Below are 23410 nucleotides of genomic sequence, written 5' to 3' on the forward strand. Positions count from 1 at the left end.
AAAAGTGGTCAGCTTTCCTAGAAATTCGTACAATCCCCTCCAACATATCGCTTCAAATCACAAAATGACAGGTTTTATGACTTCAATTACTAATGCAGAGCTGGAATGGAACGAAGCTGGTACCCCAGTTTCAGACCAATTTGACGACGTTTACTTCTCTAATGTAAATGGATTAGAAGAAACTCGCTATGTCTTCTTAAAACAAAACCACCTACCAGAGCGTTGGGTTGAACATCAACAGCGCCGTTTTGTGATTGCTGAAACAGGCTTTGGGACAGGCTTAAACTTCCTAGCCGTTTGGCAATGGTTCGAAGCCTTCCTTAAAGATAACCCTGAAGCTATTACCAAAGAATTACATTTCGTCAGTTTCGAAAAGTACCCACTGAATAAAGCGGATTTAATCAAGGCACATCAAGCTTGGCCTGAACTTGCGAAGTATGCTGAGCAATTACAAACTCACTATCCAATCGCACTTCCTGAATGCCACCGAGTTGTGCTTGCTGACGGGGCAATTACGCTAGACTTATGGTTTGGCGATATTAAAGATTGTATGCCAAACGTGCCTACCCCACATGAAGGTTTAGTTGATGCTTGGTTCTTAGACGGGTTTGCACCAAGCAAGAACCCAGAAATGTGGAACCAAGACCTATTCAACGGCATGACCAAATTGGCTAAACAAGGTTGCAGCTGCGCAACGTTCACCGCTGCTGGTTTTGTTCGCAGAGGGTTGATTGAAGCTGGCTTTGATATGAAAAAGGTCAAAGGCTTTGGTACTAAACGTGAAATGATCGCAGGCGCGCTAAAAGATAAAGTGCCTTATACCAATATAAAACCTTGGTATGCACTCTCTAAGCCTACATCCTGTGATGACATTGCAATCATTGGCGGAGGAATTGCAAGTGCAGCTCTAGCTAAAACGCTTTCACGAAGAGGAAAAAACATTACTCTTTACTGCGAGCATCAGCAAGCTGCGGGTAATGCCTCGGGTAATAATCAAGGAGCGATTTATCCGTTGCTAAGTGAAGCAAAAGCCAATGTTTCTCGAGTCTTTGGACCTGGGCTTTTATTTGCTCGTCAATTTATCAACCAAGCAGCGGAAAGTATTGAGTTCGACCACAACTGGTGCGGCGTGAATATTTTAATGTGGGATGAAAGCTCTAAGAAAAAGCTTAATCGTATGTTGGAAGGCAATTTTCACACAGACTTGATTCAACGTTTATCGCCAAAACAAGCGAACGATAAGATTGGCTTACCTGTTGATAAAGAAAGTGTTTACTTCCCAATTGGTGGCTGGTTAAGCCCTCTTCAATTTACCCAAGGGCTAATCGAAAAGTTAGAAGATACAAGCCAAGTAAGCGCGCACTATCACCACCAAGTCACCCAACTTGAGTGGCTTGAAGCTGAACAACAATGGCAGCTCACAATACAAACACCCAAAGGTGAGATTCAAACAAAGCACAACCAAGTCGTTGTCGCGAATGGACACAAGTTCACCCAATTTGAACAAACTCGTCCCGTACCTCTGACGCCAGTTAAAGGTCAAGTCAGTCATATCCCAACTACAGAGAACCTAAGCAAACTAAAAACTGTATTGTGCTTTGATGGTTACCTAACCCCGAAAAATCCAAATAACGGTCACCACTGTATTGGCGCTAATTACGACAAAACCAATATCGACCAAGAGTTTGACAGCGAAGTGCAGCAACACAATGGCGAACGTCTTCACGGCTCGTTACCGGATCAGTCATGGACACAAGATGTCGATACCAGCGGCAACTTAGCGCGCCAAGGTATCCGAAGCGTGAGCCGAGACCACCTACCATTCGTCGGTAATGTTGGCGATTTAGAATCCATCAAAGAGCAATATCAGAATCTGCACAACTTTAATCCGCAGCGTGATGCTATCGACGATATCGAGCCAGTTACCAGTTATCCGAACTTGTTCTGCTTTATCGGTTTGGGCTCCCGAGGCTTAAGCTCTACCCCTCTTTTAGCAGAGGTTTTAGCGTCACAAATTTGTGGGGATCCTTTACCCCTACCTGCTGATGTGCTTGAAGCCATTCATCCAAGCCGAATGTGGGTAAGAAGATTACGTAAAGGAAAAGAACTCACCGCAGGCTGGGTTGCTGAAAAAAAAGCAAATTCTTAGGTATGTAACAGAGCAAGTTCATAGATAGGTAACCTATCAAAAAAAGCCTGACTCATATAATTATGGTCAGGCTCTTTTATAATCTTATTTTCTAGCTTTGAGTTAGTTAGTGACTGAATTAAAAGCTATTAGCGACCTTGCCAATTTACTGAGCTAACTTAGCAACCGCATCTTTAAGCTGTGCAGCAATATCATCATTACTTACCGAGCCAGTTGAAAAGTCAAAGTTATCGTAGAAACTTGGAACAGAAAGTGATGCTTTCACATTGCCACCAAAGTAAGGAGCTGAACCAACTGCTGCGCCAAGTACTGTTTGAGCGCCACCAGGACCAGGCGAAGTTGCTATGTAAACCGCTGGTTTCTCACCAAACACTGAACGCTCAATACGGGTTGCCCAATCAAACAAATTTTTGTATGCCGCTGGGTAGTGACCGTTGTGCTCTGCAAACGAAATAACAAAAGCATCAGCTTCTGCTAAATCACGTAGGAAAGCTTGCGCGCCTTCTGCTTGACCGATCTCTTTTTCAGTATCTTCACTGAACATTGGAACGTTGTAATCTTTGATATCTAAAACTTTAACTTCAGCACCTTCAATCAAGTTTGCTGTGTAAGTTGCCAAAGCTTTGTTGATAGAAGTAGAGCTTGTGCTTGCACCAAATGCGATAACTTTCATGATAGATCCTTGTATATTTAATCTAATTGGATGAGATTTCATATTCTCGTTAAGTGCATTTAGAATAACTGACTCAACAAATGGGACAATCAGAATAATTGTACAGACTCATTCAAAAAATTCGAATGAGTCTAAAAATCACAAAATAGGTAAAGTGCGGAAGAAGGGGTTAAGCGAGGTTTTGTAATTCAACCCATAGATCATTCACGATAGTGCGATCTGCAGGTGTTAATTCTGAACGTGCTTCATCTAGACTTTTTTCAATGCGCTCTTTTAATTCTGCAACGTTTTCAATGCCATCTTCTTCACATGTCGCAACCGAAAGAGAGATATGACCACGCAGATAGCCACCAGCAAATAATTCGTCATCTGATGCATTGTCAATTCTTGCATCAATCAATTCCAGTAACTTTTCTTCAAACTCAATAATCATGGTCTTCTCTTATTTCACTATAAATTGGCTAGCACATAAGTTGGGGGTTTTGTAAAAGCTCACTAAAGCTTCTGAAAGCATTTTCACTCTTGGCGGTAAGCCACTTTCTAAAATACCCATTACTTCTTTATGTACTTTATGCATAAAAGCCAAACGATCTGGCTCAAAATCGCCGTGTAGATTGTCACAGCTTACTGTAAAAGGAAAGCCCGCACTCATTGCTAAAATCCACTCATACGCTTGTGGGCGGATTTCCACCTTTTCAAACTCAGATTGAACCGCTTCAGTTCGTCCATCTGGCTCATACCAATAACCAAAGTCTTCAAGTAAGCGACGCTCTGCGCCTGCAACGCACCAATGGGCAATTTCATGCAGTGCTGATGCGTAAAAGCCTCGAGCAAAGATAATACGATGGTGAGGTACCGTATTATCGGCAGGCAAGTAAATCGGCTCGTCTTTGCCTAGCTCTAACTTAGTATTAAAACTTTCAAAGAAAGTGTTATTGAAGATAGTAATAATGTCTGAATATTGATGATTCATAGTGTTCAATAAATGATGAATAACGGCTGCATTTTGCGTTTTTTTATTTATAAGGTAAAGCCTTATAGCTCGTATTGTTATAGCGATTACTATAGCTAATCTGAAAGCCTTGTTTAAAGTACAAATATTCATTCGTCATCAACCCATTTTGCCACTAAACTCTCGCTTCATTTTTATATCCTAGAGCTTATATTTCACCAATTTATAGGCTCAACTTATAGAGTTACAACAATGCTATTAAGTGTTTTATATATCATTGGCATCACGGCTGAAGCAATGACTGGCGCACTCAGTGCCGGAAAACAAAAAATGGATTGGTTTGGCGTGATGCTGGTGGCAAGTGCGACCGCAATTGGTGGTGGTACAGTGCGCGACATTCTGCTTGGGCACTACCCTCTTGGCTGGGTAGAAAACCCTGAATTTTTGGCGATTACTTGCGTGGCGGGTGTCATTACGACAGGTCTTGCTAAATGGGTAATTAAGTTGAAAGGGTTATTCATTCGTTTGGATGCGCTTGGTCTGATTGTGTTCAGTATTATAGGAACTAAGGTCGCTATATCTATGGGTCTGCACCCTGGAATTTGTATGGTTTCTGCATTGGTGACTGGTGTATTTGGTGGTCTGTTGCGCGATCTTATCTGCCGTCAAACGCCATTAGTTTTACATGAAGAGTTATACGCATCTGTTGCACTTATCGCTTCAGGTTTGTACTTAGGGCTTCTTGAGCTAGGTATAAACGACGTAACCGCTACGATTGTTACACTTGTTGCTGGCTATCTACTGCGTATGGCTGCAGTTAGATTCAAATGGCGTCTGCCTTCTTTCCAACTAGACCCAGAAAGCTCTGTCCATTAGATAGGATATTCTCAAACAAGCAGAACATAAAAAGGGTTGCTTCATTACGAAGCAACCCTTTTTTGTCTCTCTTAATTCTGTATTGAATGAAGATAAACTGAATTAGATTTTCGGTGTTTCTGTTGTCACACCAAAGTTTTGACCGCGGTGACGCAATAAGTGATCAAGCAATACAATCGCTAACATCGCTTCTGCAATCGGCACAGCACGAATACCAACACATGGATCATGGCGACCTTTAGTAATTAACTGCGTTGCTTCACCATCTTTAGTGATGGTATCACCTGGAACAGTAATGCTAGATGTTGGTTTAAGCGCAATGCTTGCCACAATATCTTGCCCAGTGGAAATACCACCTAAGATACCGCCAGCATGATTACTTGAGAAACCTTCAGGAGTCAGTGGGTCGCGATGCTCACTGCCTTTCTGGTTCACAACATCAAAACCATCACCAATCTCGACACCTTTCACCGCGTTAATGCTCATTAATGCATGAGCAATATCCGCATCTAGACGATCAAAAATAGGTTCACCTAAGCCAACAGGGACTTTGGTCGCAACCACTTGGATTTTAGCGCCGATCGAGTTGCCTTCTTTGAGAAGGTCACGGATAAGCTGATCAAATTCAGGGACTTTATCTGCATCAGGGCAAAAGAACGCGTTGTTCTCAATCTCGTTCCAATCCACTTTCTCAATCGAGATATCACCCATTTGAGAAAGGTAGGCTTGAATTTCAACGCCAAACTCTTGCTTCAGATATTTCTTCGCAATAGCACCAGCTGCAACACGCATTGCGGTTTCACGAGCAGAAGAGCGACCACCACCACGGTAATCACGTACACCATATTTTTGATGGTAAGTGTAATCAGCATGACCGGGGCGGAATTTATCTTTTATTTCAGAATAGTCTTTAGAGCGCTGGTCAGTATTTTCAATTAACAGACCAATAGAAGTGCCTGTTGTTTGCCCTTCAAATACACCTGATAAGAATTTTACCTCATCAGCTTCGCGACGAGCAGTGGTATAACGAGAAGTGCCTGGGCGACGACGATCCAAATCCTTCTGAAGATCCTCTTCCGTAATTTTTAATCCTGGTGGGCATCCATCTACGATACATCCTAGTGCGATACCGTGACTTTCCCCGAACGTGGTCACGCGGAAATGTTGTCCGATACTGTTTCCTGCCATTACTTCCTCTAAATTAGCCATTATTCAAGAAATGGATAGAATCCTTCTATTTAACAGCTTTACTTGTCTATTCTTCGTAGATTCATAGTGGCTTTAATAGCAAATGATGTAAACCCCAAAAAATACACAATTGACAGTTTATCGCCAAAATAAAAAAGGAAGCCCTTAGTTAGGCTTCCTTTCAATCTATAATCTACATATCAAGAATGATAAAAGTGAATTAGTAATTTTCACCTTTCCATGTCATGTTGAACTTAATTTCTTCTAGATATTCAAGCTCTGCAAACTTCATTTCACCCACAAAGCTGTAAACCTCACCAGCAAGCAACTCTTCATCAATATCGAAGTCAATACCGACGAAGTTCACACCATTCTCTTGATTATCATAGCACTCAAAGTTACCACCCCAACTGCCGCCTGAGTATGATTGGAACGCCTTACCGTGAGCATCATAGCCACTGATGTAAAACTGTTCATAGAACTCTCTTAAGTCAGCACACGTAATGTCATGCCCTGGGATATCAAAAAAGATATTCGCATCATACTGACCTTGGTCACCAGATTCAGGTAGCCCCATAGACATAGAAACATACCCCAATTCGTACTGGCCATCCGCAGCACCTGGTAAATACATAGGGAAATCATTGTCTCCATCGTGAGTGTCAGACTCAAGGTTAATACGCGCTTCTGCAAGTAACTTATTGCTATACCAAGCTAACCTTTGGTGTTCATCTTCTTCCTCATCAACAAAAGACATCAGCACCATTTTAGTACCTGTGCCCATTGCATCGGCATCTTCCACAATTTTCAAATGCAGAGTTTCAGACATGACGCCATCTTCTTCATCTTCCCAATTCATGGTTAACTCAATGATGTCACCTTTAACCACATAAGCACTCTCACTTTCTACAGTATCCGCTTCACTACAAGATTGGAGGTTATCTAGACTGCGTTGATTAAAGTAAACCTTGCCATCGCTCAAACGTAGAGATTCACACCATACTCGTGTCGCTTCATTAACACCGCTGTCGGTACCATCATCTGAACCCCACTCAAGGAAATGCCAAGTTTGGTTTTCTAACGGGTGACCATCTACTGGTGGAGTGTAAGACTCATCGATAAGTGGGAAGCTTAAGGTGGTTGCAACCGATTCAAGATCATTACCGTCATTTGCAATAACCGTTAATGTTTCATCACCGGCTGCGGCAGCTCTTGGTACTGCGCCACTGAATGTCACCTTACCTTCAGGGTTTACAGATGCATAAAAGCCTGTGCGAGTCGCTGTTGAAAGTGTCGTTTCAACTTCATAGCTCAGAACATCGTCATCAGCATCTGTGAACAATGCACTCACATCTAAACTTTGGCTAAGCGTTTCACCTTCAGTTATCGCCCAACTATTCATTTCCGCTTGAAGTGCAGCTTTAACAGCTTCATCTACAACGGGTAATTCATTATCGCCTTCCACTAACACTTTCATTTCTAATGGGTATGAACGTGCATCATGAGAATCGGTTGCGAAAATATGGTAAACGTACTCACCTTCAGTTCCAAACTCTCCACTGATAACCCCAGAATGACTATCAATCGAAAGATTATTATTACCTTCGTCACCGATGTAACTTAGGCTGAATGTCACTACATCGCCTTCTGCATCTTCAAACTTATCAGAAACATCAATCGGTACCCAAGTGTCTTCTGGCTCAAGCTCAATTAGATCGATAGAGCCTATAACTTTAGGTCGGGTGTTTGGGGTAACAATGATGTCACCGCCATTGCTTGGAATATCAACAATCGGAGAATAGTCATCTAGAGTTTGGTTATCGTCTTCAATAATCTCTTGCGTAGCTTCTGCTAATGCAGCAGCAAGCTTCAATTTATTCTCAACAGACTCCCCATAGTGATCAACCAATACCTCACCAATCAAATTCAATGCTTCTGCTTGCTCAGTTGGATCAGCAATGTAATCACCAAAAATTAAGCTCTCAGATACATCTAAGCCCGAATCTCCAGTTAATGAAGAAACAATCAAAGCTTCCGCTTCTGTTACCGTTAACGTGCTATCGTCAGCCATTGCCATCATAACGAGATTCGTCATTGGGTTAACAATAGAGCCAGAGCCCACATTTGCTAACATGAAATCCTGCTGAACAAGACCACGGTTACTGTCAATTGTTTGCCCAGCAACAGCATCAATACAAACCACCGCCCCTTGATGCGCGACAGGAATATTTACTTTGCCATCAATATCAGTTTGGCTGCTGTCTCCCGTTAGCTTCGTATCGCACATACCATCTTGTGTCGTATCAACAGAAACATTTGCCTTAATTAAATAACCATCAATGGCTGTGACGGAAAATGTACTCGCACCACCAGAGCTACTATCAGAGCCACAGCCCGCAAGAACCATTGCAATTGACGTTGCCAGTAAACCTTTCTTTTTCATTGTTATTTCCTGTTAAGCCGATTTAACTTATGAATAAAGCTTTTTATGAAGCCTTATTTCGTTTCGCCATATTTTTAAGGAATTGGGCTGTTCGAAACAAGACACAGGGAATCTGAAAAAAAACGTAATTTATTTTACTAATTTATGAAAAACGAGAGGTTCACACGGCTATTCGAGTATGGAGCCAACTTCGGGCAAATTTAAGGTCCTTCTCAACCAAACTAGGGCTACATTCAAGCAATTCACTGATTTCTGAATGCTTAAGACCAATATAGTATTTTAATTTGAGTACATTGGACTGCCGAGGGTAGTGCTCACTGAACAGAATTAATGATTGTTCCAATATCGCCCTTTTCTCTATAGACAATCTCTCTATCGAGAGTGGACTTTCAGCGGCATTAGTTTCAACCTGCTGCCTTTTACTCGCTTTTAACGCCCATGATCGGTTAATCAAAATATGCTGCATTGCCTTTGCTGCCATTAAAAAAAACTCCCGAGACTGACTTACTTGAAGCCGGTCTATGGATGATATTTTCAAATAACTTTCATGGATAAGCTCTGTCGTTGAACTATTGCAATCGTGTGGTGCAACCAGCCCTTCACTTTGGATCTGCATACACTTAGATCGCTTTTCCTTGGCAAGCTTTTTCAATCTAAAATACGCGAACCGGTACAGCTTAGCTTCGGACGATTTACAGCCACTCTGCCATCCGGTAATCAGATGCGTTAGTCTATTTCTATTTTGAAGTTCAACTCTATTTTCCATAATGTAATTTCTTATCTTTAAACATTATTTTTAAGCAATGTAGGACGACCTAAAGGACAAATTTGATTCCCTTTCAATATCAAACGGTAAGCTAGGATTATCGGCTTCAAAATATGAAGGAGGTTCTTGAAATAGATAGAGATCGTCAAAAGTGTTTTCATGCTCCACACCATTGATGTTTACCTCAAATGAGTCGCTAGATTCAAACTGCCAATCAAACATTGGCTGCCCACTAAACCAAGCCCGGTTAAAAGCTTGATTCGAAGAGTCGGGAATACTTTCCAAAAGCCTGTTGTTCATTGGATAATTCAACGTTGTAAGCTCATAAAGGATTGAATCCAAATTTGTTCGCTGTAACTCCAGACGTTGGTAAGCATGAATATATGTGAAAGCAAAAAAGATGATAAAGACAGTACTCAACAGCCCTGACAGTATCTTTACTGGATTGCGATGAATGAAGCTCAGCGCAAGATAGCCGTTATGCTGTTGCCGATAATTTAGCGGGTATAAAGTGCGAACATTTTCAATGTCTTCTCGAAGCTTTGAAACGGTTTTATACCGTAAATGAATCTTGTCATGCGCGGCGTACTCAATCACTTCCTGCAGTTTATTAGAACGATTTGTGTATTGAAGCATCTCATCAAGAATTCGTCCTAAAGCATAAATATCAGCCTGTTCAGTAATAGGCTGACCGCTAATTTGCTCTGGGCTTGCAAATTCACGACTTGCTGCGCGCACCGGTAAATCATCAGAAAAATCACACACTAAATCTGTTGAAGATTCATGCTGTTGAGTCAAATTAAAATCTATCAGTTTTGGTTTACCTTGTGCATCAACCAAGATGTTTTCTGGTTTTAGATCTGCATGGATGATATCGCAGGAATGTGCATGTTCTATAGCGACACAAATATCATTAAATAACGAGAGAATGTCTTCACGCGTGGGTTGATTGGTATCTAGATACTCAGACAAAGCGACGCCTTCAACATGCTCCATCACGATAAAGACCAAACCGTCATACAGACCTGCATCGTACACTTTGGCAATGAATGGATGGTTAAGGTTTGCTAATAACTGAGCTTCGCGGAAAAGGAGTTTTCTACCAAAGAGCTGAGCCACTTCTGGTTTAAAGAACTTAATTGCAAAATTTTGTTCAAACACTTGATCATTACGCGAAGCAAAATACACAACACCAAACCCTCCCCTGCCTAGCTCTTGATGCACTCTATAGCGATCGACAACTTCACCTTCGAAACTATGCTCAACATAAGGTGTTGAAGATAAATGCTCGTCAATGAGAGTGGTTAAAGTGTCATCCGAAGACGAAGAGAGTAAGGCTTCTACACGCAAAACCAATTCCGGCATGGTGCGATCGATATCAGCAAGAATGGCTTTTTGCTCATCGTTATCACAGTCAATCAAACGATAAAAAAGTTCAGTGCTACTTGTAGGGTTAGCCTTTGAATCTAAGTTAGTCTTTGAAGATAGGTTATTCTTTGAAGCCAAGTTAGCCATTGAAACTCTATGGTTATGATGCAAACTATTTTATACATCAAGAAATAACCATGAGGAATTAACGTGAAATATTTAGATACACTAGATATCAAATAAACACACTTGCATGAGCCAAATATAAACCCAAACTGAAGATTAATTTATGCCATTAGGCTTCATATGCAACACTGGTTTTCCTTGTATTCCCGTTGTGCTATGAAAAAGAAAACATAAATAGACATACAGATTACGCCTTCTCTCCTATTTACCTATTTAGAATTACAGGCAAAGACGATTTCTCAATCGCCTCTCCTTTATCTCTGATCAATAACTAGGCTTAAATTAAGGAATATTTAGAATTTTAGAACGTGGGAAAATATGCGCGCAAGCTAGCTTGACTGATGTCCAACCTTTTCTCTGACTTCCACTAAACTTCACCCTTAGCCTAATTTCTTCGTCATTATCAGACCAAGATAATGTCGTTTGGATCAAAGATGGGCTTTCTGGGTAGACTTCAACTTTTGAAATGGAAAAATCATGTTCAAGAATCGCATATTTGTTATCAGTGTAATAGACAACAACTACGAGCGCTTTTCCTAACAGTGACTCAGCTCCCTTGATGATTTTCTCTTGTTGATCATTGGCAGCTTGAACCAATTGAACACCTATATTTTTTGATATCGCTTCTAAAACACCTCGATGATCAAGCTTATTGCCTGCAAACTGGCTTTTGGCATCATTCAGCACAGCATTAAGCTCATCTTGTGCTAATCCAAAATAAGTGGGACCGAGTATTTGCCCAATGCCTGGATTCTTACAGTTAATTTCATTAGAAGCTTTGGCTATCGCTTTAAGAGAAATAGGCTCAGACACATACTTATTATCGACTTTTAAAATTAATTCGATATCGGCAGTATCAAGGCGGTTATCTAAGTAAGCATCTGGGACGAGTTCTATCGAATCCATCGTATATTCACCATGCTTTCTTTTTAGAAACTCCATCAACCCGTCTACCGCGCCTACAGTAGTTTTTGTGATGTATTCACATTCGTTTTCAGTGATATTTGGGGAATACTTTTTGAACATATCGATGAAGTTATTTTCATCAAGCTGTCGAGCACTTGAGTTAACTTTCAGTATCTGAGAGTAAAAAATAGCTTCAGAGCATTTACCTATCGCATTAGGGTTCGCTTTACTTCCTTCGGGCTTAAATTCCCCTGAAAGTGCTTCGTTAAACCGACTTAACGCCCTGAGGTTTCCGTTCACAATGGTTTGATTAACTTTAGGCTTCGAATAGCTCGTTGCTAATTTGATCGAGGATGTAGGACTGCTTTCGAACTTAAACCTGAGCAAGAGAGTGATATCGTCAGAGGTTATGCCAACGCTGTTCATTCCAACTTTAGAGATACTGACGTTTTTAGTCTCATGAACATCCACTCGAAACTCTTCAACACCTTTAAGTACATTACCGTCATAACGCGTAATCACGTTGAAGGAACTTGTCATAAATAAAGCATTGAAAGCCTGTTCAATAGCACCACTTGCTTGGTTATATTCTTTGATAAATAAGCCAAAACACTTTTCCCTGAGTTCATATAAAAACTTCGACCGGAACTCTTCGAGTTCAGGAACAAACTTCGGACATACCTTTTTTAATTCATCTTTTAGCTCACGCTCTGTTGCATTTTTTTTAAAATTTTCACTAAAAGCAGCAGTTGTCGCGGACAGGAAACCTCGGTAAGCACTTTCAAAGTAAGAATTGAATTCACCTTGCAAGTTAGGTGAACCAAAATATTTTTCAATAAAACTTTTGGCACCTAAGTTTTTGGGCTGTATCGTTTGGTTGTTCTTAATTTTGTACAAATTAACGCATACGGTTTCACCATCATTTTTACGTAGTGCAAGATCAGGTGCTGTGTTTGAATTATCTGCCTCAAACTTATTCGTCACTTCCACAATGTCATTATGCTTTTCTATGATAAAACGCGCGGTAGCAGAAGCTATTTCACCAGGCTCAGGTAACACTTGGCTATCTAAGTAGTTTCTTATTTGTGTTGTAACAGCGTGAACGTGGAGATCTCCACTTTCCCTTGGGGTTGAACTTTGCATAGATGTCTTCACTGTGAAAAATTACGTTTGCGTTAGCTTTTTTCCTAACGATCAAAACCAACAAGTTAACTTAAGCTTATAAGTATGAGGTTGCTCATTTAAAATTGCCGAATAGAATTTAATATCAGAAAAGTGAGTAGTCATCATTTATTTCAGTCTAACTCTAAAAGCTCTCGCTTACTTGTTACATATGGCTTGTTTTTATATCGCCCAAACGCAAAAAACCCGACAACTCATTGAGTTATCGGGTTTCTTAAATAATGGCACGCCCTGAAGGATTCGAACCTTCGACCACCTCCTTAGAAGGGAGGTGCTCTATCCAGCTGAGCTAAGGGCGCGCTGCAGGAAAAGATTATACGAGATAGATTCTGTAAATCAACGGGTTTATGTAACATTCTGATCTAAGTGGGTAAAAAAAAGTCACTTACGTTATAAGTGAAGAAAAATAGACCAATGCAAACGTTTGCTTGATGGAAATCAAAAACGTTTTCTGAAATAATGCGCCAAAACATCAGCCACTAACTTGAATATCAATACTAAGGAAATTCATGACAGCTCAAAATATTGATGGAAAGCTAATTTCTCAAACCGTTCGCTCTGAAGTCGCTGCACGTGTTAAAGCTCGTACTGAGGCGGGTTTACGAGCTCCGGGATTAGCAGTTGTATTAGTGGGTGAAGACCCAGCATCTCAAGTTTATGTTGGAAGCAAACGTAAAGCATGTGAAGAAGTTGGGTTTGTTTCTAAATCCTACGACCTAGATGCAACCGCAACTGAAGAAGAACTATTAAACTTAGTTGATCAGCTTAATGAAGATCCTGAGATTGATGGCATCTTAGTCCAGCTACCTTTACCTGCAGGAATTGATAGCACGCATGTTTTAGAGCGTATTACTCCAGAAAAAGACGTAGATGGATTCCACCCATATAATGTGGGTCGCCTTGCTCAACGTATGCCAAAGCTTCGCTCTTGCACACCTAAAGGTATCATTACTCTATTAGACAGATACAACATTGATTTACGAGGTAAACACGCCGTTGTTGTTGGTGCATCTAACATTGTTGGCCGACCAATGACTTTAGAGCTTTTACTTGCAGGCTGTACAACAACAACCTGTCACCGCTTTACTAAGGATCTTGAAGGTCACGTTCGCCAAGCAGACGTGGTTGTGGTTGCGGTAGGTAAACCTAACTTCATTCCTGGTGCATGGATTAAGAAAGGCGCAATCGTGGTCGATGTAGGTATTAACCGACTAGATTCGGGCAAGCTTGTGGGTGATGTTGAGTACGATGCAGCAAAAGAGAACGCGAGCTTCATTACTCCGGTTCCTGGCGGTGTAGGTCCAATGACCGTTGCTAGCCTCATCGAGAATACAATGATCGCTTGTGAGCAGTTTCATTCAAAATAGTCTGAGTTAAAGGTTCGCTCAAAAGTTAAAGGAAAACATAAACTCATTCAAATTAAAAAGCCGCGGCGTTCATAACGCAGCGGCTTTTGTTCATTTTTCCAATGAGTAACCTTATTCAGGCATCTCGATCAGTTGAATTTAATTCTATCTGCTAAGTGACTCACTGCGAGTGCAAAGTAATATGAGCGATTCCATTTCATAAGCACGTTGTAGTTGTTGTATACCAAATACGAACGACCGGATTGATCATCTGGCATAATTAACCAAGCTTGGATATCTTCATCCAACTTAGGTAATGCTCTACCATCAAGACGCTTCACACCAAGTTCAGACCACTCTTGCAGATACTTGGTTTTGTCAGCGGTTCTACCCTGTAGATCAAGAGAAATATCAGAAGGAACAGAAACCTGCCGACCCCAAGTATATTGGTCATCCCAACCAGACTGGCTTAGGTAGTTAGCAGCAGAGGCAAACACATCTTCTTCAGTATTCCAGATGTCTTTTTTACCATCACCACTACCATCCGCAGCATAAGCTAGAAATGAGCTAGGCATAAATTGAGGTTGCCCCATTGCCCCGGCCCACGAACCTTTCATCTCTTTAGGCTTGATATGACCTTCTTCAAGAATGGTTAAGGCAGCCATTGCCTCTTTAGTAAAAAAGGCTTCTCGTCGACCATCATAAGCCATCGTAGTTAAAGCATCGATAACACTGTAGTTACCAGTAAACTTACCGAAGTTACTTTCCACGCCCCACAGCGCAACAATAAACCTAGGTTGAACACCGTATTCCTTACCAATTCGATTAAGGGCTTCATAATGTTTTTTATACAAGGTTTGCGCTTGCTTCACTTTCCACGCAGGGACGGCTCTAGGAATGTATTCATCTAAGGTCAGCTTTTTTTCTGGCTGATTTTTATCGGCTTTGACGGCTCTTGGTTTGAAGGTAACACCATCAAACGCTTCTTCAAGAATAACTTCTGAAATACCGTGCTCACGACCTTGAGTTTTTAATGTCTCAACATACTGTTCAAAACTCAATTCATTAGCGAATGAGTTACTCGTCATCAGGCTGCTCGCCAATAACAAGCCTGTTAAGCCAACTGTCGATTTACTTAATTTACTCAATGCTTCCTCCTTGAATTAATGTACTTAATCTTCATTATCCGCTTGTGCTTTACGCTCTTTGTACAGTTCCAGTTCATTCACTGGCGGCGGTGGTACTTGCAAAAAGAAGCCATCTTTAGCCATTGATACTTTCACTTTTTCAATATCAACTTGAGCCAAAGTTCTGCCTTCCATTTTAATGACCATAACAAAGCTAGGTTTACCAAACATTTGCATCAGTGCGTCAGGAACTTGTGAAAAATCATCCTTCTTAGGGATATAAAGGTATGTTCCTTCTTTCTTAGAGCTTTTATAAATAGAACACAGCATGACAAGCCTTTTTTATAGTTTATAACCACAAAACTCTAAGTTGAGAGTAATGTCGTTTATATAGATGAAATATTGGGAACAAAACGTTCATTTGACAACAAGATTACTTGCTGTGCTTGGTTTGGGAATATAACATGATACACCTAGTTTCAGGCAATTCCCTTTATTGTAAAAATGAAAGAAATTGTAGCCATCCGTTATTGAGGTCCTGTAGTTTTCGATGTCTAGTAACCCAGATCTAAAAGGTAGCAGTTTTACTCTATCTGTATTGCATTTATCAGATGCCCAAGTCGAAAATGCGGTGGCTTTCCTCCAAGAGAAAGTAACGCAAGCGCCTTCATTTTTTGAAGCAGCTCCGGTTGTCATTAATATCAGCCAAGTAGACGGTGATATTGATTTTTCTCAACTAAAGAAAGGGATCTCTCTTGCTGGGATGATCCCTGTGGGTATTGCAGGCTGCAAAGATAAACGTATACAAAATTTAGCGAAGGAAGCAGGGTTTGCTGTAATGACAGCAAGTAAGTCACCTTCCCAAGCCCCAGCGACCATGGCACCTACTAAAGTTGTCAGAACCCCAATTCGTTCTGGGCAACAGGTTTACGCTAAAGACAGTGATTTAGTAATCCTTAGCCATGTAAGTGCTGGAGCTGAAGTTATTGCTGATGGCAGCATCCATATTCACGGCACACTGCGCGGCAGAGCTATCGCTGGTGCAAGTGGCCAAACGCAAGCCAAAGTCATTTGTAATGATTTACAAGCTGAGCTTGTTTCGATTGCAGGTAACTATTGGTTAAGCGACCAAATTGAAAGCGAATACTGGCAGAAGAAGATCATACTCAGTATGACTGATGATGTTCTGCACTTAGATGTACTCGCGATTTAGAAAGATAAAAAGGAAGAAACAATGGCACGCATTATTGTTGTAACGTCAGGTAAAGGTGGGGTTGGTAAAACGACATCAAGTGCGGCTATCGCCTCTGGCTTAGCGCTGAAAGGCAAAAAAACCGCCGTAATTGATTTCGATATCGGCTTACGTAATCTAGATTTAATCATGGGCTGTGAACGCCGAGTTGTTTATGACTTTGTTAACGTAATCAATGGTGAAGCAACTCTGAACCAAGCGATGATCAAAGATAAGCGTACAGATAACCTATTTATTCTGCCCGCTTCTCAAACTCGCGATAAAGATGCCTTAACAAAAGATGGCGTAAAGCGTGTATTTGCTGAATTAGATGAGATGGGTTTTGACTTCATCATTTGTGATTCACCGGCAGGTATCGAGCAAGGTGCTCTAATGGCACTTTACTTCGCAGACGAAGCCATTGTTACGACTAACCCAGAAGTTTCTTCAGTACGCGATTCAGACCGTATTCTAGGAATTTTAGATTCAAAATCACGACGTGCCGAAGATGGGCTAGAGCCAGTAAAACAGCACTTACTGTTAACTCGTTACAACCCAGCACGTGTGACTCAAGGTGAAATGCTGAGCGTGGAAGATGTTGAAGATATTCTTCATATTTCACTATTAGGTGTTATCCCTGAAAGCCAAGCTGTATTAAACGCTTCAAACAAAGGTGTACCCGTTATCTTTGATGACGCGACAGATGCAGGCATGGCATATAACGATACCGTAGAACGACTACTCGGTAACCAAGTTGATTTCCGTTTCTTAACGGAAGAGAAGAAGGGCATCTTCAAACGACTGTTCGGAGGCTAATATACGATGTCATTACTAGAGTTTTTTAGACCACAAAAGAAAACCACTGCAAACTTAGCAAAAGAGCGTTTACAAATTATTGTTGCTGAACGCCGCAGTCATGGTGATCCTTCACCTTCATATTTACCACAGCTTAAAGAAGATATTCTTAAAGTGATTGCTAAGTATGTAGATGTTGATCCTTCAATGGTTGATCTTTCTTTCGAGCATAAAGATGATGACATTTCAGTACTCGAACTGAATGTAAAGCTGCCAGACGACGAAAAGTAATCACTTACTTTCATCTTGCGTAATGCGTAAAAAAAGAGAGCCTCGGCTCTCTTTTTTATTTCTATCTAATCAGAAAAACAGTAATTAGTTTTCTCTCACGCTATTTAATTTTTTTGTCCAGGTGAACACCAAGTAATTCTAAACGCCAGCCTTGCATAACATCCGGAAGCTTTTCAGGATTACGCTTGTGTTTCCAAACCCAGCTTAGCATTTGATTTAATTGCTTCTTAGACGCTAAAAACTCCGTCGCTAAACCACTCTTTTCAGACGCTAATTTCACTTCATCTTTCAATACTTTAAAGATTTGTTTGTAACCTGGAAAATCCATCAAGCGCTCAACAACTGCTGGATATTCTTCTTCAGGTGTGTGCTCTGCAAGTTTCACTATAGAGCTTAATTTTTCCCCGTGACGGCGAACCGAACGAATATCAAACCCTTCTTTTTCCATATCTTTCGGATTTTTCAGTGCAAACCGAGCCACAGCCCATAAGTCCTGTTCCTTGAACACGAAGTTAAGCGCGAGATCTCGTTTGATCGCTTCTTTTAGTCGCCAAGTCGCTAATGGCTTAAGAATCGCCAGTTGATTTGGTTTAAGCTGCCATGCCCCTTTTATATCAAGGTATGCTTTTTCAGGTTCGCTTGGACGAATACGCTTGGCTACTTGCAAAGCCGACTCTTGTTTGGCGGCATCCCACCAGCCTGCTTCTGTCACTTTATCTAACAGCTTGTTATACATCGGCAATAAGTAGTACACATCTGCTGCTGCGTAATCTAGCTGTTTTTGGGAAAGCGGACGCGCTAGCCAATCCGTTCGAGACTCACTTTTATCTAAATCGACACCGACAAACTCAGAAACCAATGCAGCAAAACCAGTCGACAAACCATGCCCTAAGAAAGCCGCCATGATTTGTGTATCCACCATTGGCGTTGGAGTACAACCAAAAGCATTTTGGAACACTTCAAGGTCTTCACCGCAGGCATGCAATACTTTCAATACCGAAGTGTCTTTCAATAAATCGACAAATGGGGTCATTTCATCAAGCGCGACAGGATCGATTAAAGATAATGTTTCACCATCAAATAACTGAATTAAACCTAACTGAGGGTAATAGGTTCTTGTTCGCACGAATTCCGTATCGAGCATAACAACATCAGCTTCTCGTGCTTGAAGGCACACTTGCTCAAGGTCTTTCAATTGGGTAATGATTTGATAGTTCACAAAAACTCTCACTATGTTTCAATAATTGTCGCATACAAAAATGCCGACATAACTGCCGGCATTCTAACACTTTTCACATGACTTTATTAGATTGTCTGTTTACGCACTTTCTAACTCTGCCAACTTAGCATCATTCTCTTCACGTAATACGCGGCGAAGAATTTTACCTACGTTTGTTTTAGGTAGCTCTTCTTTAAACTCAACAATTTTAGGAACTTTATAGCCAGTCAAATGCTCACGACAATGGGCAATGATTTCATCTTTAGTTAAGCTAGGATCACGTTTCACTATGTAAATTTTAACAAGCTCACCAGAAACATCGTTTTCTTGACCAATCGCAGCCACTTCCAACACTTTCCCATGAAGAGCAACCACATCTTCGACTTCATTAGGGTAAACATTGAAGCCTGAAACTAAGATCATGTCTTTCTTACGGTCAACAATGTGTAATAAGCCTTCATCATCAAACTTAACAATATCACCTGTTGATAACCAACCTTCTTGATTGATCACTTCTTTTGTTGCTTCAGGTCGCTGCCAGTACCCTTGCATCACTTGAGGACCACGTACTTGTAGTTCACCAACTTGATCGTTGGCTACTGGCTGTCCTTCATCATCAATAATACGAACTTCAGTTGAAGGTACAGGCAAGCCGATAGCACCGGTGTAATCTTTCAGGTCGTATGGGTTACCAGTTACTAGAGGTGCACATTCAGTTAAACCATAACCTTCCAGTAAATGGATGCCTGTGGCTTTTTTCCACTGCTCAGCTACCGCGCGTTGAACCGCCATACCACCACCTACAGATAAGCGAAGGTTGCTGAAATCCAGCTCATGGAAATCTTCATTGTTCACCAAGGCATTAAACAAGGTATTCACACCTGTGATCGCGGTAAAGGCATTCTTTTGCAATTCTTTGATAAATGCAGGAATGTCTCTTGGGTTGGTAATCAATAAATTTTGACCACCAATTTCAACGAATAATAGACAGTTAACCGTAAGTGCAAATACGTGATAAAGCGGTAATGCCGTAACGACCAACTCTCGACCTTCTTCAAGTACAGGACCATAAGCCCCTTTCGCTTGAAGTACATTCGCAATCATATTTCTGTGAGTAAGAATCGCCCCTTTCGCTACACCCGTTGTACCGCCTGTGTATTGAAGGAAAGCAATATCATCTCCCGACATAAACGGTTTTACATATTGAAGGCGTCGACCTTTATGCAGTGCTTTTCTAAAAGAGATAGCGCCTGGAAGGTCATACTTTGGCACCATGCCTTTTACGTATTTCACAACGAAATCAACAATCGTACCCTTTGCGCGAGGTAGCATCTGACCTAGGCTAGTTAATACCACGTGTTTAACTGGTGTGTTATCGACGACTTTTTCTAGTGTACTAGCAAAGTTAGAAACGATAACGATAGCCTTAGCGCCAGAATCATTCAGTTGGTGTTCTAATTCACGAGGGGTATACAGTGGGTTCACGTTAACCGCAATCATACCTGCACGTAATACTCCAAATAGAGCGATTGGGTATTGCAGCAAGTTTGGCATCATCAATGCAACTCGATCGCCTTTTTTAAGCTTCAAGTCATTTTGTAGGTAAGCGGCAAAAGCACGGCTGCGCTCTTCTAACTTACGGAATGTCATAACTGAGCCCATATTCATAAATGCAGGTTGGTCTGCGTATTTCTGAACAGATTGCTCAAACATTTCTACAAGAGATGCGTATTGATCTGGGTTGATCGTTTCTGGTACGTCACTTGGGTAGCGTGAAAGCCAAGGTTTATCCACGATGTTACTCCTCGTAATAAGCTGACGACCATAACCGCCGCTATTTTTATATGCGGAGTATTACAGCACAGCTTTAGTGCTTGAGCACTAAAAGGCTCAAACACTTGTTTAAATTTTGTTAACTACACCAAAAATTAGTTCAGATACCGCTCTGGGATTCTCTAAATGGCAATGATGACCACCGGAAATAGTCTCTACTTTTAGGTCACTATCAGCTAAGTTGTAGCGATTGTGTTGTAAATGACGAAATCCGTCACTACCTAATATGATAAGTTGCGGGCAAGTAATGGATGCCATGATCGCATTCGCATGCTCTTGAGACATTCGATAAAGAGAATCACATTTTAAATTTGAGTCATATCGCCATTGCCATACACCATCATGCTTCACGACTCCTCTTTCTACAATAGGAGCAATAAGTTCAGGTTTTATATGGTTAGTGATTGATCTTAGCTTTATTGCGTCCTCAATACTTGCCAAAGGACGTGAAGGTTTTCTGCGATGCCTCTGCCGGCTTAGCACCCCATTTCTCAACCGAGAAACGGTTTGATCAGGTGCTTCAGAAATAGGTCCATGACCTTCAATTTGAACTAATCCTGATACGTTTTCAGGAAAGGCGGCACTATAACAACTTGCGATTAATGCACCAAGCGAATGTCCCACTAGGACCAATCTGTTTGCTGAGATTTTAGACAATACTTGGTGTAAGTCGTCTATATAGTCATGAAAAGGGTAAAAAGCTTGAGGTTTATGAGAAGAGAGCCCATGACCCAAAAGGTCAACCGCAATTAAGTGCCCTTCTGAATACAAAGCCGATAACTCTTCCATCACAGTAGAAAAGCTAGAGGAGTTATCTAGCCAACCATGAATAAAAACGACCGTCACTGCGGTCGTTTCAGGGGTTCCAATTTCTTGTGTGGCAAACCTGCCATTTGCAAGGGAGTATGATCTTTCAATCATTTGGATGTGCCGTCATTTTTATATAAGCTCACTGTGTCTTCTATCCTTAAATCCACTTTTAGTTTCAAGAGACTCTTATCGTCAAATCTACTTCTATCGTCAAGTCTACTTTGGTCATACTCCTAAGCCAGTAATCTATGGCTTACTCAACATCCTGAACGACTCTGCCTTGAGTTGGCATAGTTCTAAAGTTACGACAATGTAAACTGCGGCAAGAGTAGTACGTTGGGCCAAAATCATTCACCATCACTCTCTCTTTAATTTGCCATAAACGATGATTGTAAATATCCATCACTGGGAAGGTATAAGGGAACTCACCGATGTTGCCATCTTCTGTACCTGTTGATGTACCAACCAGAGTAATTAATCGACCTTCAGCAAAACTTAAAGGCTCAAGGTAACCATCGATGTAGCCAACAAAGCGTCCACTAGGCTCAGCATTGATGTCTGGCTTTCCATCCTGTGAAATCGGTAAATTGACCACTTCAATTCGAGTTTGATTCTCTAGGTTTGTGACTTTTGCAATCACACCACCTAATCGAACATCATTTGCTTCAGGTAATTGGTTAACCCACTTCTGATAGTCTGTGATCACAGCTTCAGAGTTAGCCTCTAGTTCGGTTGGCAGTGTAGAGCAGCCCATCACCAGAGCGGAAAATACAATAAGAAAAATAAAACGAAATTTAGGAAATAGAGAAAACATGATGAGCATCCTTAAAGCAGGAGAAAAGAAAATTCAGGGTTAGATATAGATATCGACTCCGATAAGCTTGGCAAGTTCCTCTTTTTTGGCTTGATTCATCACATCCATATATTCTTCCATCGCTCGGCGAGCCCGCCCTTCTGGGAGATCATACTGAAGTTGGGCCTTATGAATATCCGATTCTTGGACATGACGAATAGAGTGAGAGACAGCATTCGCAACTTTTGTGGGTTGCCCTACAGACCCTTTGTTATCACCCTTTTTTACTTCATTCTTTTTATTGGTTCGATTGGTCTTTTGAGTATTGCCTATCGAAGAAGGGGGTAATCCATTAATCGAAACCATAATAGCCTCCGAATTTGATGATTAACCTGATTACGCCATCAGGTTAATCATACTCTGCGATAAATAAACATTTCAGTAATGACTTAAACTGTCAAAGTAACAGTCTAGCGACTAAACAGCTTATAAAGACTAATTAACCTATAAAGGACCAATCAACTTATAAAAAAACAATCAGCTTTTAAATACGCAGCCTGAAAAGTTTACTCGCGACCTGGCAGTTTTTTCCAAGCCACTTTATCACGTAGATAAACAGGTGCAGATTGTTCAGCTTCAACTGCTTTACCTTCAGCAAAAGCAAATTGAGCAAGAAAAGCAATATCCTGTGCTTCTGGGAATAACACATCGCTCTCTTTACTATTCAACTCAATGGTATCCATATGCTCAGCATACGCTTCCCAACCAGTTCCCACTTTAGACCATGTCAGCTCGTCTCGTTGAACTTGCTCAACTAAATCACTTGGCGCAATAACATACTCTGCATCAATCGCTGCCCAGCTTCCGTCTTGCTCACGGCTATAACGTCCCCAGTAAACTTCACTCATACGAGCATCAATTGCGCTAGCAACATGTGTATCACCTTGCTTGCGGTAACAGCCTTGTGCCATTGCAGCCAAAGTAGAGATCCCTACCATTGGCAACTCGGCTCCAAATGCTAAACCTTGAGCAATACCTATACCAATACGAACTCCAGTAAAGCTTCCTGGACCTTGCCCAAAAGCAATCGCGTCAAGTTCATTTAATGTCATACCGGCTTCTTTCAGTACTTCATCAACCATAGGTAAAATCTTTTTTGTGTGGTCACGAGGTGCCACTTCGCTGCGTGCAAACACTTGTTCGCCAACCATCAATGCCACTGAACAGTTTTCAGTAGCGGTATCTACTGCAAGAATTTTTGCGCTCATTAACGTCT

The 23410-nt window shown here is 41.2% G+C and carries 22 protein-coding genes and 1 tRNA gene; 6 read left to right on the forward strand and 17 right to left on the reverse strand.

The features are described 5' to 3' along the window. Window positions 1-4 precede the first annotated feature (4 nt). The gene (gene mnmC / locus F0226_RS13820) at window positions 5-2149 is read left to right on the forward strand and encodes a bifunctional tRNA (5-methylaminomethyl-2-thiouridine)(34)-methyltransferase MnmD/FAD-dependent 5-carboxymethylaminomethyl-2-thiouridine(34) oxidoreductase MnmC (protein ID WP_171736188.1); all 2145 of its coding nucleotides are present in this window, start codon (window positions 5-7) and stop codon (window positions 2147-2149) included. Window positions 2150-2294: 145 nt separating this feature from the next. Here mnmC and F0226_RS13825 read toward each other — a convergent pair whose 3' ends face one another. From F0226_RS13825 to F0226_RS13835, 3 genes are all read right to left on the reverse strand, one after another. Further along, window positions 2295-2822 carry an NADPH-dependent FMN reductase gene (locus tag F0226_RS13825; protein ID WP_171736189.1) on the reverse strand — a complete coding sequence of 176 codons (528 nt, stop codon included), beginning with the start codon at window positions 2820-2822 and terminating at the stop codon, window positions 2295-2297. Window positions 2823-2991: 169 nt separating this feature from the next. Next, the gene (locus tag F0226_RS13830) at window positions 2992-3255 is read right to left on the reverse strand and encodes a YfcL family protein (RefSeq protein ID WP_171736190.1); all 264 of its coding nucleotides are present in this window, start codon (window positions 3253-3255) and stop codon (window positions 2992-2994) included. Window positions 3256-3264: 9 nt separating this feature from the next. Continuing rightward, window positions 3265-3795: an elongation factor P hydroxylase gene (locus tag F0226_RS13835; RefSeq protein ID WP_171736191.1), complete on the reverse strand. Its 531-nt coding sequence runs from the start codon at window positions 3793-3795 to the stop codon at window positions 3265-3267. A 231-nt stretch (window positions 3796-4026) separates the two neighbouring features. Between F0226_RS13835 and F0226_RS13840 the strand changes: the two genes are divergently transcribed. Beyond that, complete coding sequence (locus F0226_RS13840; RefSeq protein WP_171736192.1) at window positions 4027-4650, forward strand: trimeric intracellular cation channel family protein; 624 nt, start codon at window positions 4027-4029, stop codon at window positions 4648-4650. Window positions 4651-4752: 102 nt separating this feature from the next. On the opposite strand, the gene aroC is transcribed toward F0226_RS13840, so the two are convergent. The 6 genes from aroC to F0226_RS13870 form a co-directional block, all read right to left on the reverse strand. Then, a complete protein-coding gene (aroC, locus tag F0226_RS13845; RefSeq protein WP_137374714.1) occupies window positions 4753-5838 on the reverse strand; it encodes a chorismate synthase in 1086 nt (361 codons plus the stop codon). 220 nt (window positions 5839-6058) lie between these two features. After that, entirely contained in the window at window positions 6059-8281 is a 2223-nt protein-coding gene (locus tag F0226_RS13850; protein WP_171736193.1) for a hypothetical protein, read from the reverse strand. A gap of 160 nt (window positions 8282-8441) precedes the next feature. Continuing rightward, complete coding sequence (locus F0226_RS13855) at window positions 8442-9047, reverse strand: ECF-type sigma factor (RefSeq protein WP_171736194.1); 606 nt, start codon at window positions 9045-9047, stop codon at window positions 8442-8444. A gap of 30 nt (window positions 9048-9077) precedes the next feature. Further along, window positions 9078-10562 (reverse strand): serine/threonine-protein kinase, encoded by a 1485-nt coding sequence (locus F0226_RS13860; RefSeq protein WP_171736195.1) that lies wholly within the window; start codon window positions 10560-10562, stop codon window positions 9078-9080. 321 nt (window positions 10563-10883) lie between these two features. Next, window positions 10884-12650: a hypothetical protein gene (locus tag F0226_RS13865; RefSeq protein WP_171736196.1), complete on the reverse strand. Its 1767-nt coding sequence runs from the start codon at window positions 12648-12650 to the stop codon at window positions 10884-10886. A 261-nt stretch (window positions 12651-12911) separates the two neighbouring features. After that, window positions 12912-12988: transfer RNA gene (locus F0226_RS13870), tRNA-Arg, on the reverse strand. Between the two features lie 210 nt (window positions 12989-13198). Between F0226_RS13870 and folD the strand changes: the two genes are divergently transcribed. Beyond that, the gene (gene folD, locus F0226_RS13875; RefSeq protein WP_171736197.1) at window positions 13199-14056 is read left to right on the forward strand and encodes a bifunctional methylenetetrahydrofolate dehydrogenase/methenyltetrahydrofolate cyclohydrolase FolD; all 858 of its coding nucleotides are present in this window, start codon (window positions 13199-13201) and stop codon (window positions 14054-14056) included. A 128-nt stretch (window positions 14057-14184) separates the two neighbouring features. On the opposite strand, the gene F0226_RS13880 is transcribed toward folD, so the two are convergent. Further along, window positions 14185-15183 carry a lytic murein transglycosylase gene (locus tag F0226_RS13880; protein ID WP_171736198.1) on the reverse strand — a complete coding sequence of 333 codons (999 nt, stop codon included), beginning with the start codon at window positions 15181-15183 and terminating at the stop codon, window positions 14185-14187. 24 nt (window positions 15184-15207) lie between these two features. Next, entirely contained in the window at window positions 15208-15492 is a 285-nt protein-coding gene (locus F0226_RS13885) for a YcgL domain-containing protein (RefSeq protein ID WP_171736199.1), read from the reverse strand. Window positions 15493-15712: 220 nt separating this feature from the next. On the opposite strand from F0226_RS13885, the gene minC reads away from it, so the two are divergent. From minC to minE, 3 genes are read left to right on the forward strand one after another with little or no spacing between them, the layout of a single operon-like run. Further along, entirely contained in the window at window positions 15713-16375 is a 663-nt protein-coding gene (minC, locus tag F0226_RS13890) for a septum site-determining protein MinC (RefSeq protein WP_171736200.1), read from the forward strand. A gap of 21 nt (window positions 16376-16396) precedes the next feature. Next, window positions 16397-17209: a septum site-determining protein MinD gene (minD, locus tag F0226_RS13895; protein ID WP_137374722.1), complete on the forward strand. Its 813-nt coding sequence runs from the start codon at window positions 16397-16399 to the stop codon at window positions 17207-17209. Between the two features lie 6 nt (window positions 17210-17215). Beyond that, complete coding sequence (gene minE / locus F0226_RS13900) at window positions 17216-17479, forward strand: cell division topological specificity factor MinE (protein ID WP_137374723.1); 264 nt, start codon at window positions 17216-17218, stop codon at window positions 17477-17479. A gap of 100 nt (window positions 17480-17579) precedes the next feature. On the opposite strand, the gene rnd is transcribed toward minE, so the two are convergent. The 6 genes from rnd to tsaB form a co-directional block, all read right to left on the reverse strand. Next, window positions 17580-18698, reverse strand: coding sequence for a ribonuclease D (gene rnd / locus F0226_RS13905; RefSeq protein ID WP_171736201.1), 1119 nt, complete (start codon window positions 18696-18698; stop codon window positions 17580-17582). A gap of 99 nt (window positions 18699-18797) precedes the next feature. After that, entirely contained in the window at window positions 18798-20492 is a 1695-nt protein-coding gene (gene fadD / locus F0226_RS13910; RefSeq protein WP_171736202.1) for a long-chain-fatty-acid--CoA ligase FadD, read from the reverse strand. A 108-nt stretch (window positions 20493-20600) separates the two neighbouring features. Continuing rightward, window positions 20601-21452, reverse strand: a complete 852-nt coding sequence (locus F0226_RS13915) for an alpha/beta hydrolase (protein WP_171736203.1) — start codon at window positions 21450-21452, stop codon at window positions 20601-20603. Between the two features lie 142 nt (window positions 21453-21594). Next, entirely contained in the window at window positions 21595-22155 is a 561-nt protein-coding gene (locus tag F0226_RS13920; RefSeq protein WP_171736204.1) for a Slp family lipoprotein, read from the reverse strand. 39 nt (window positions 22156-22194) lie between these two features. Further along, on the reverse strand, window positions 22195-22500 hold the full coding sequence (locus tag F0226_RS13925) for a chromosome partitioning protein ParA (RefSeq protein WP_137374728.1): 306 nt from the start codon (window positions 22498-22500) through the stop codon (window positions 22195-22197). Window positions 22501-22700: 200 nt separating this feature from the next. After that, window positions 22701-23402: a tRNA (adenosine(37)-N6)-threonylcarbamoyltransferase complex dimerization subunit type 1 TsaB gene (tsaB, locus tag F0226_RS13930; RefSeq protein ID WP_171736205.1), complete on the reverse strand. Its 702-nt coding sequence runs from the start codon at window positions 23400-23402 to the stop codon at window positions 22701-22703. Between the last annotated feature and the right edge of the window lie 8 nt (window positions 23403-23410).

The organism is Vibrio sp. 99-70-13A1, assembly GCF_013114625.1.
Taxonomy (GTDB): Bacteria; Pseudomonadota; Gammaproteobacteria; order Enterobacterales; family Vibrionaceae; genus Vibrio.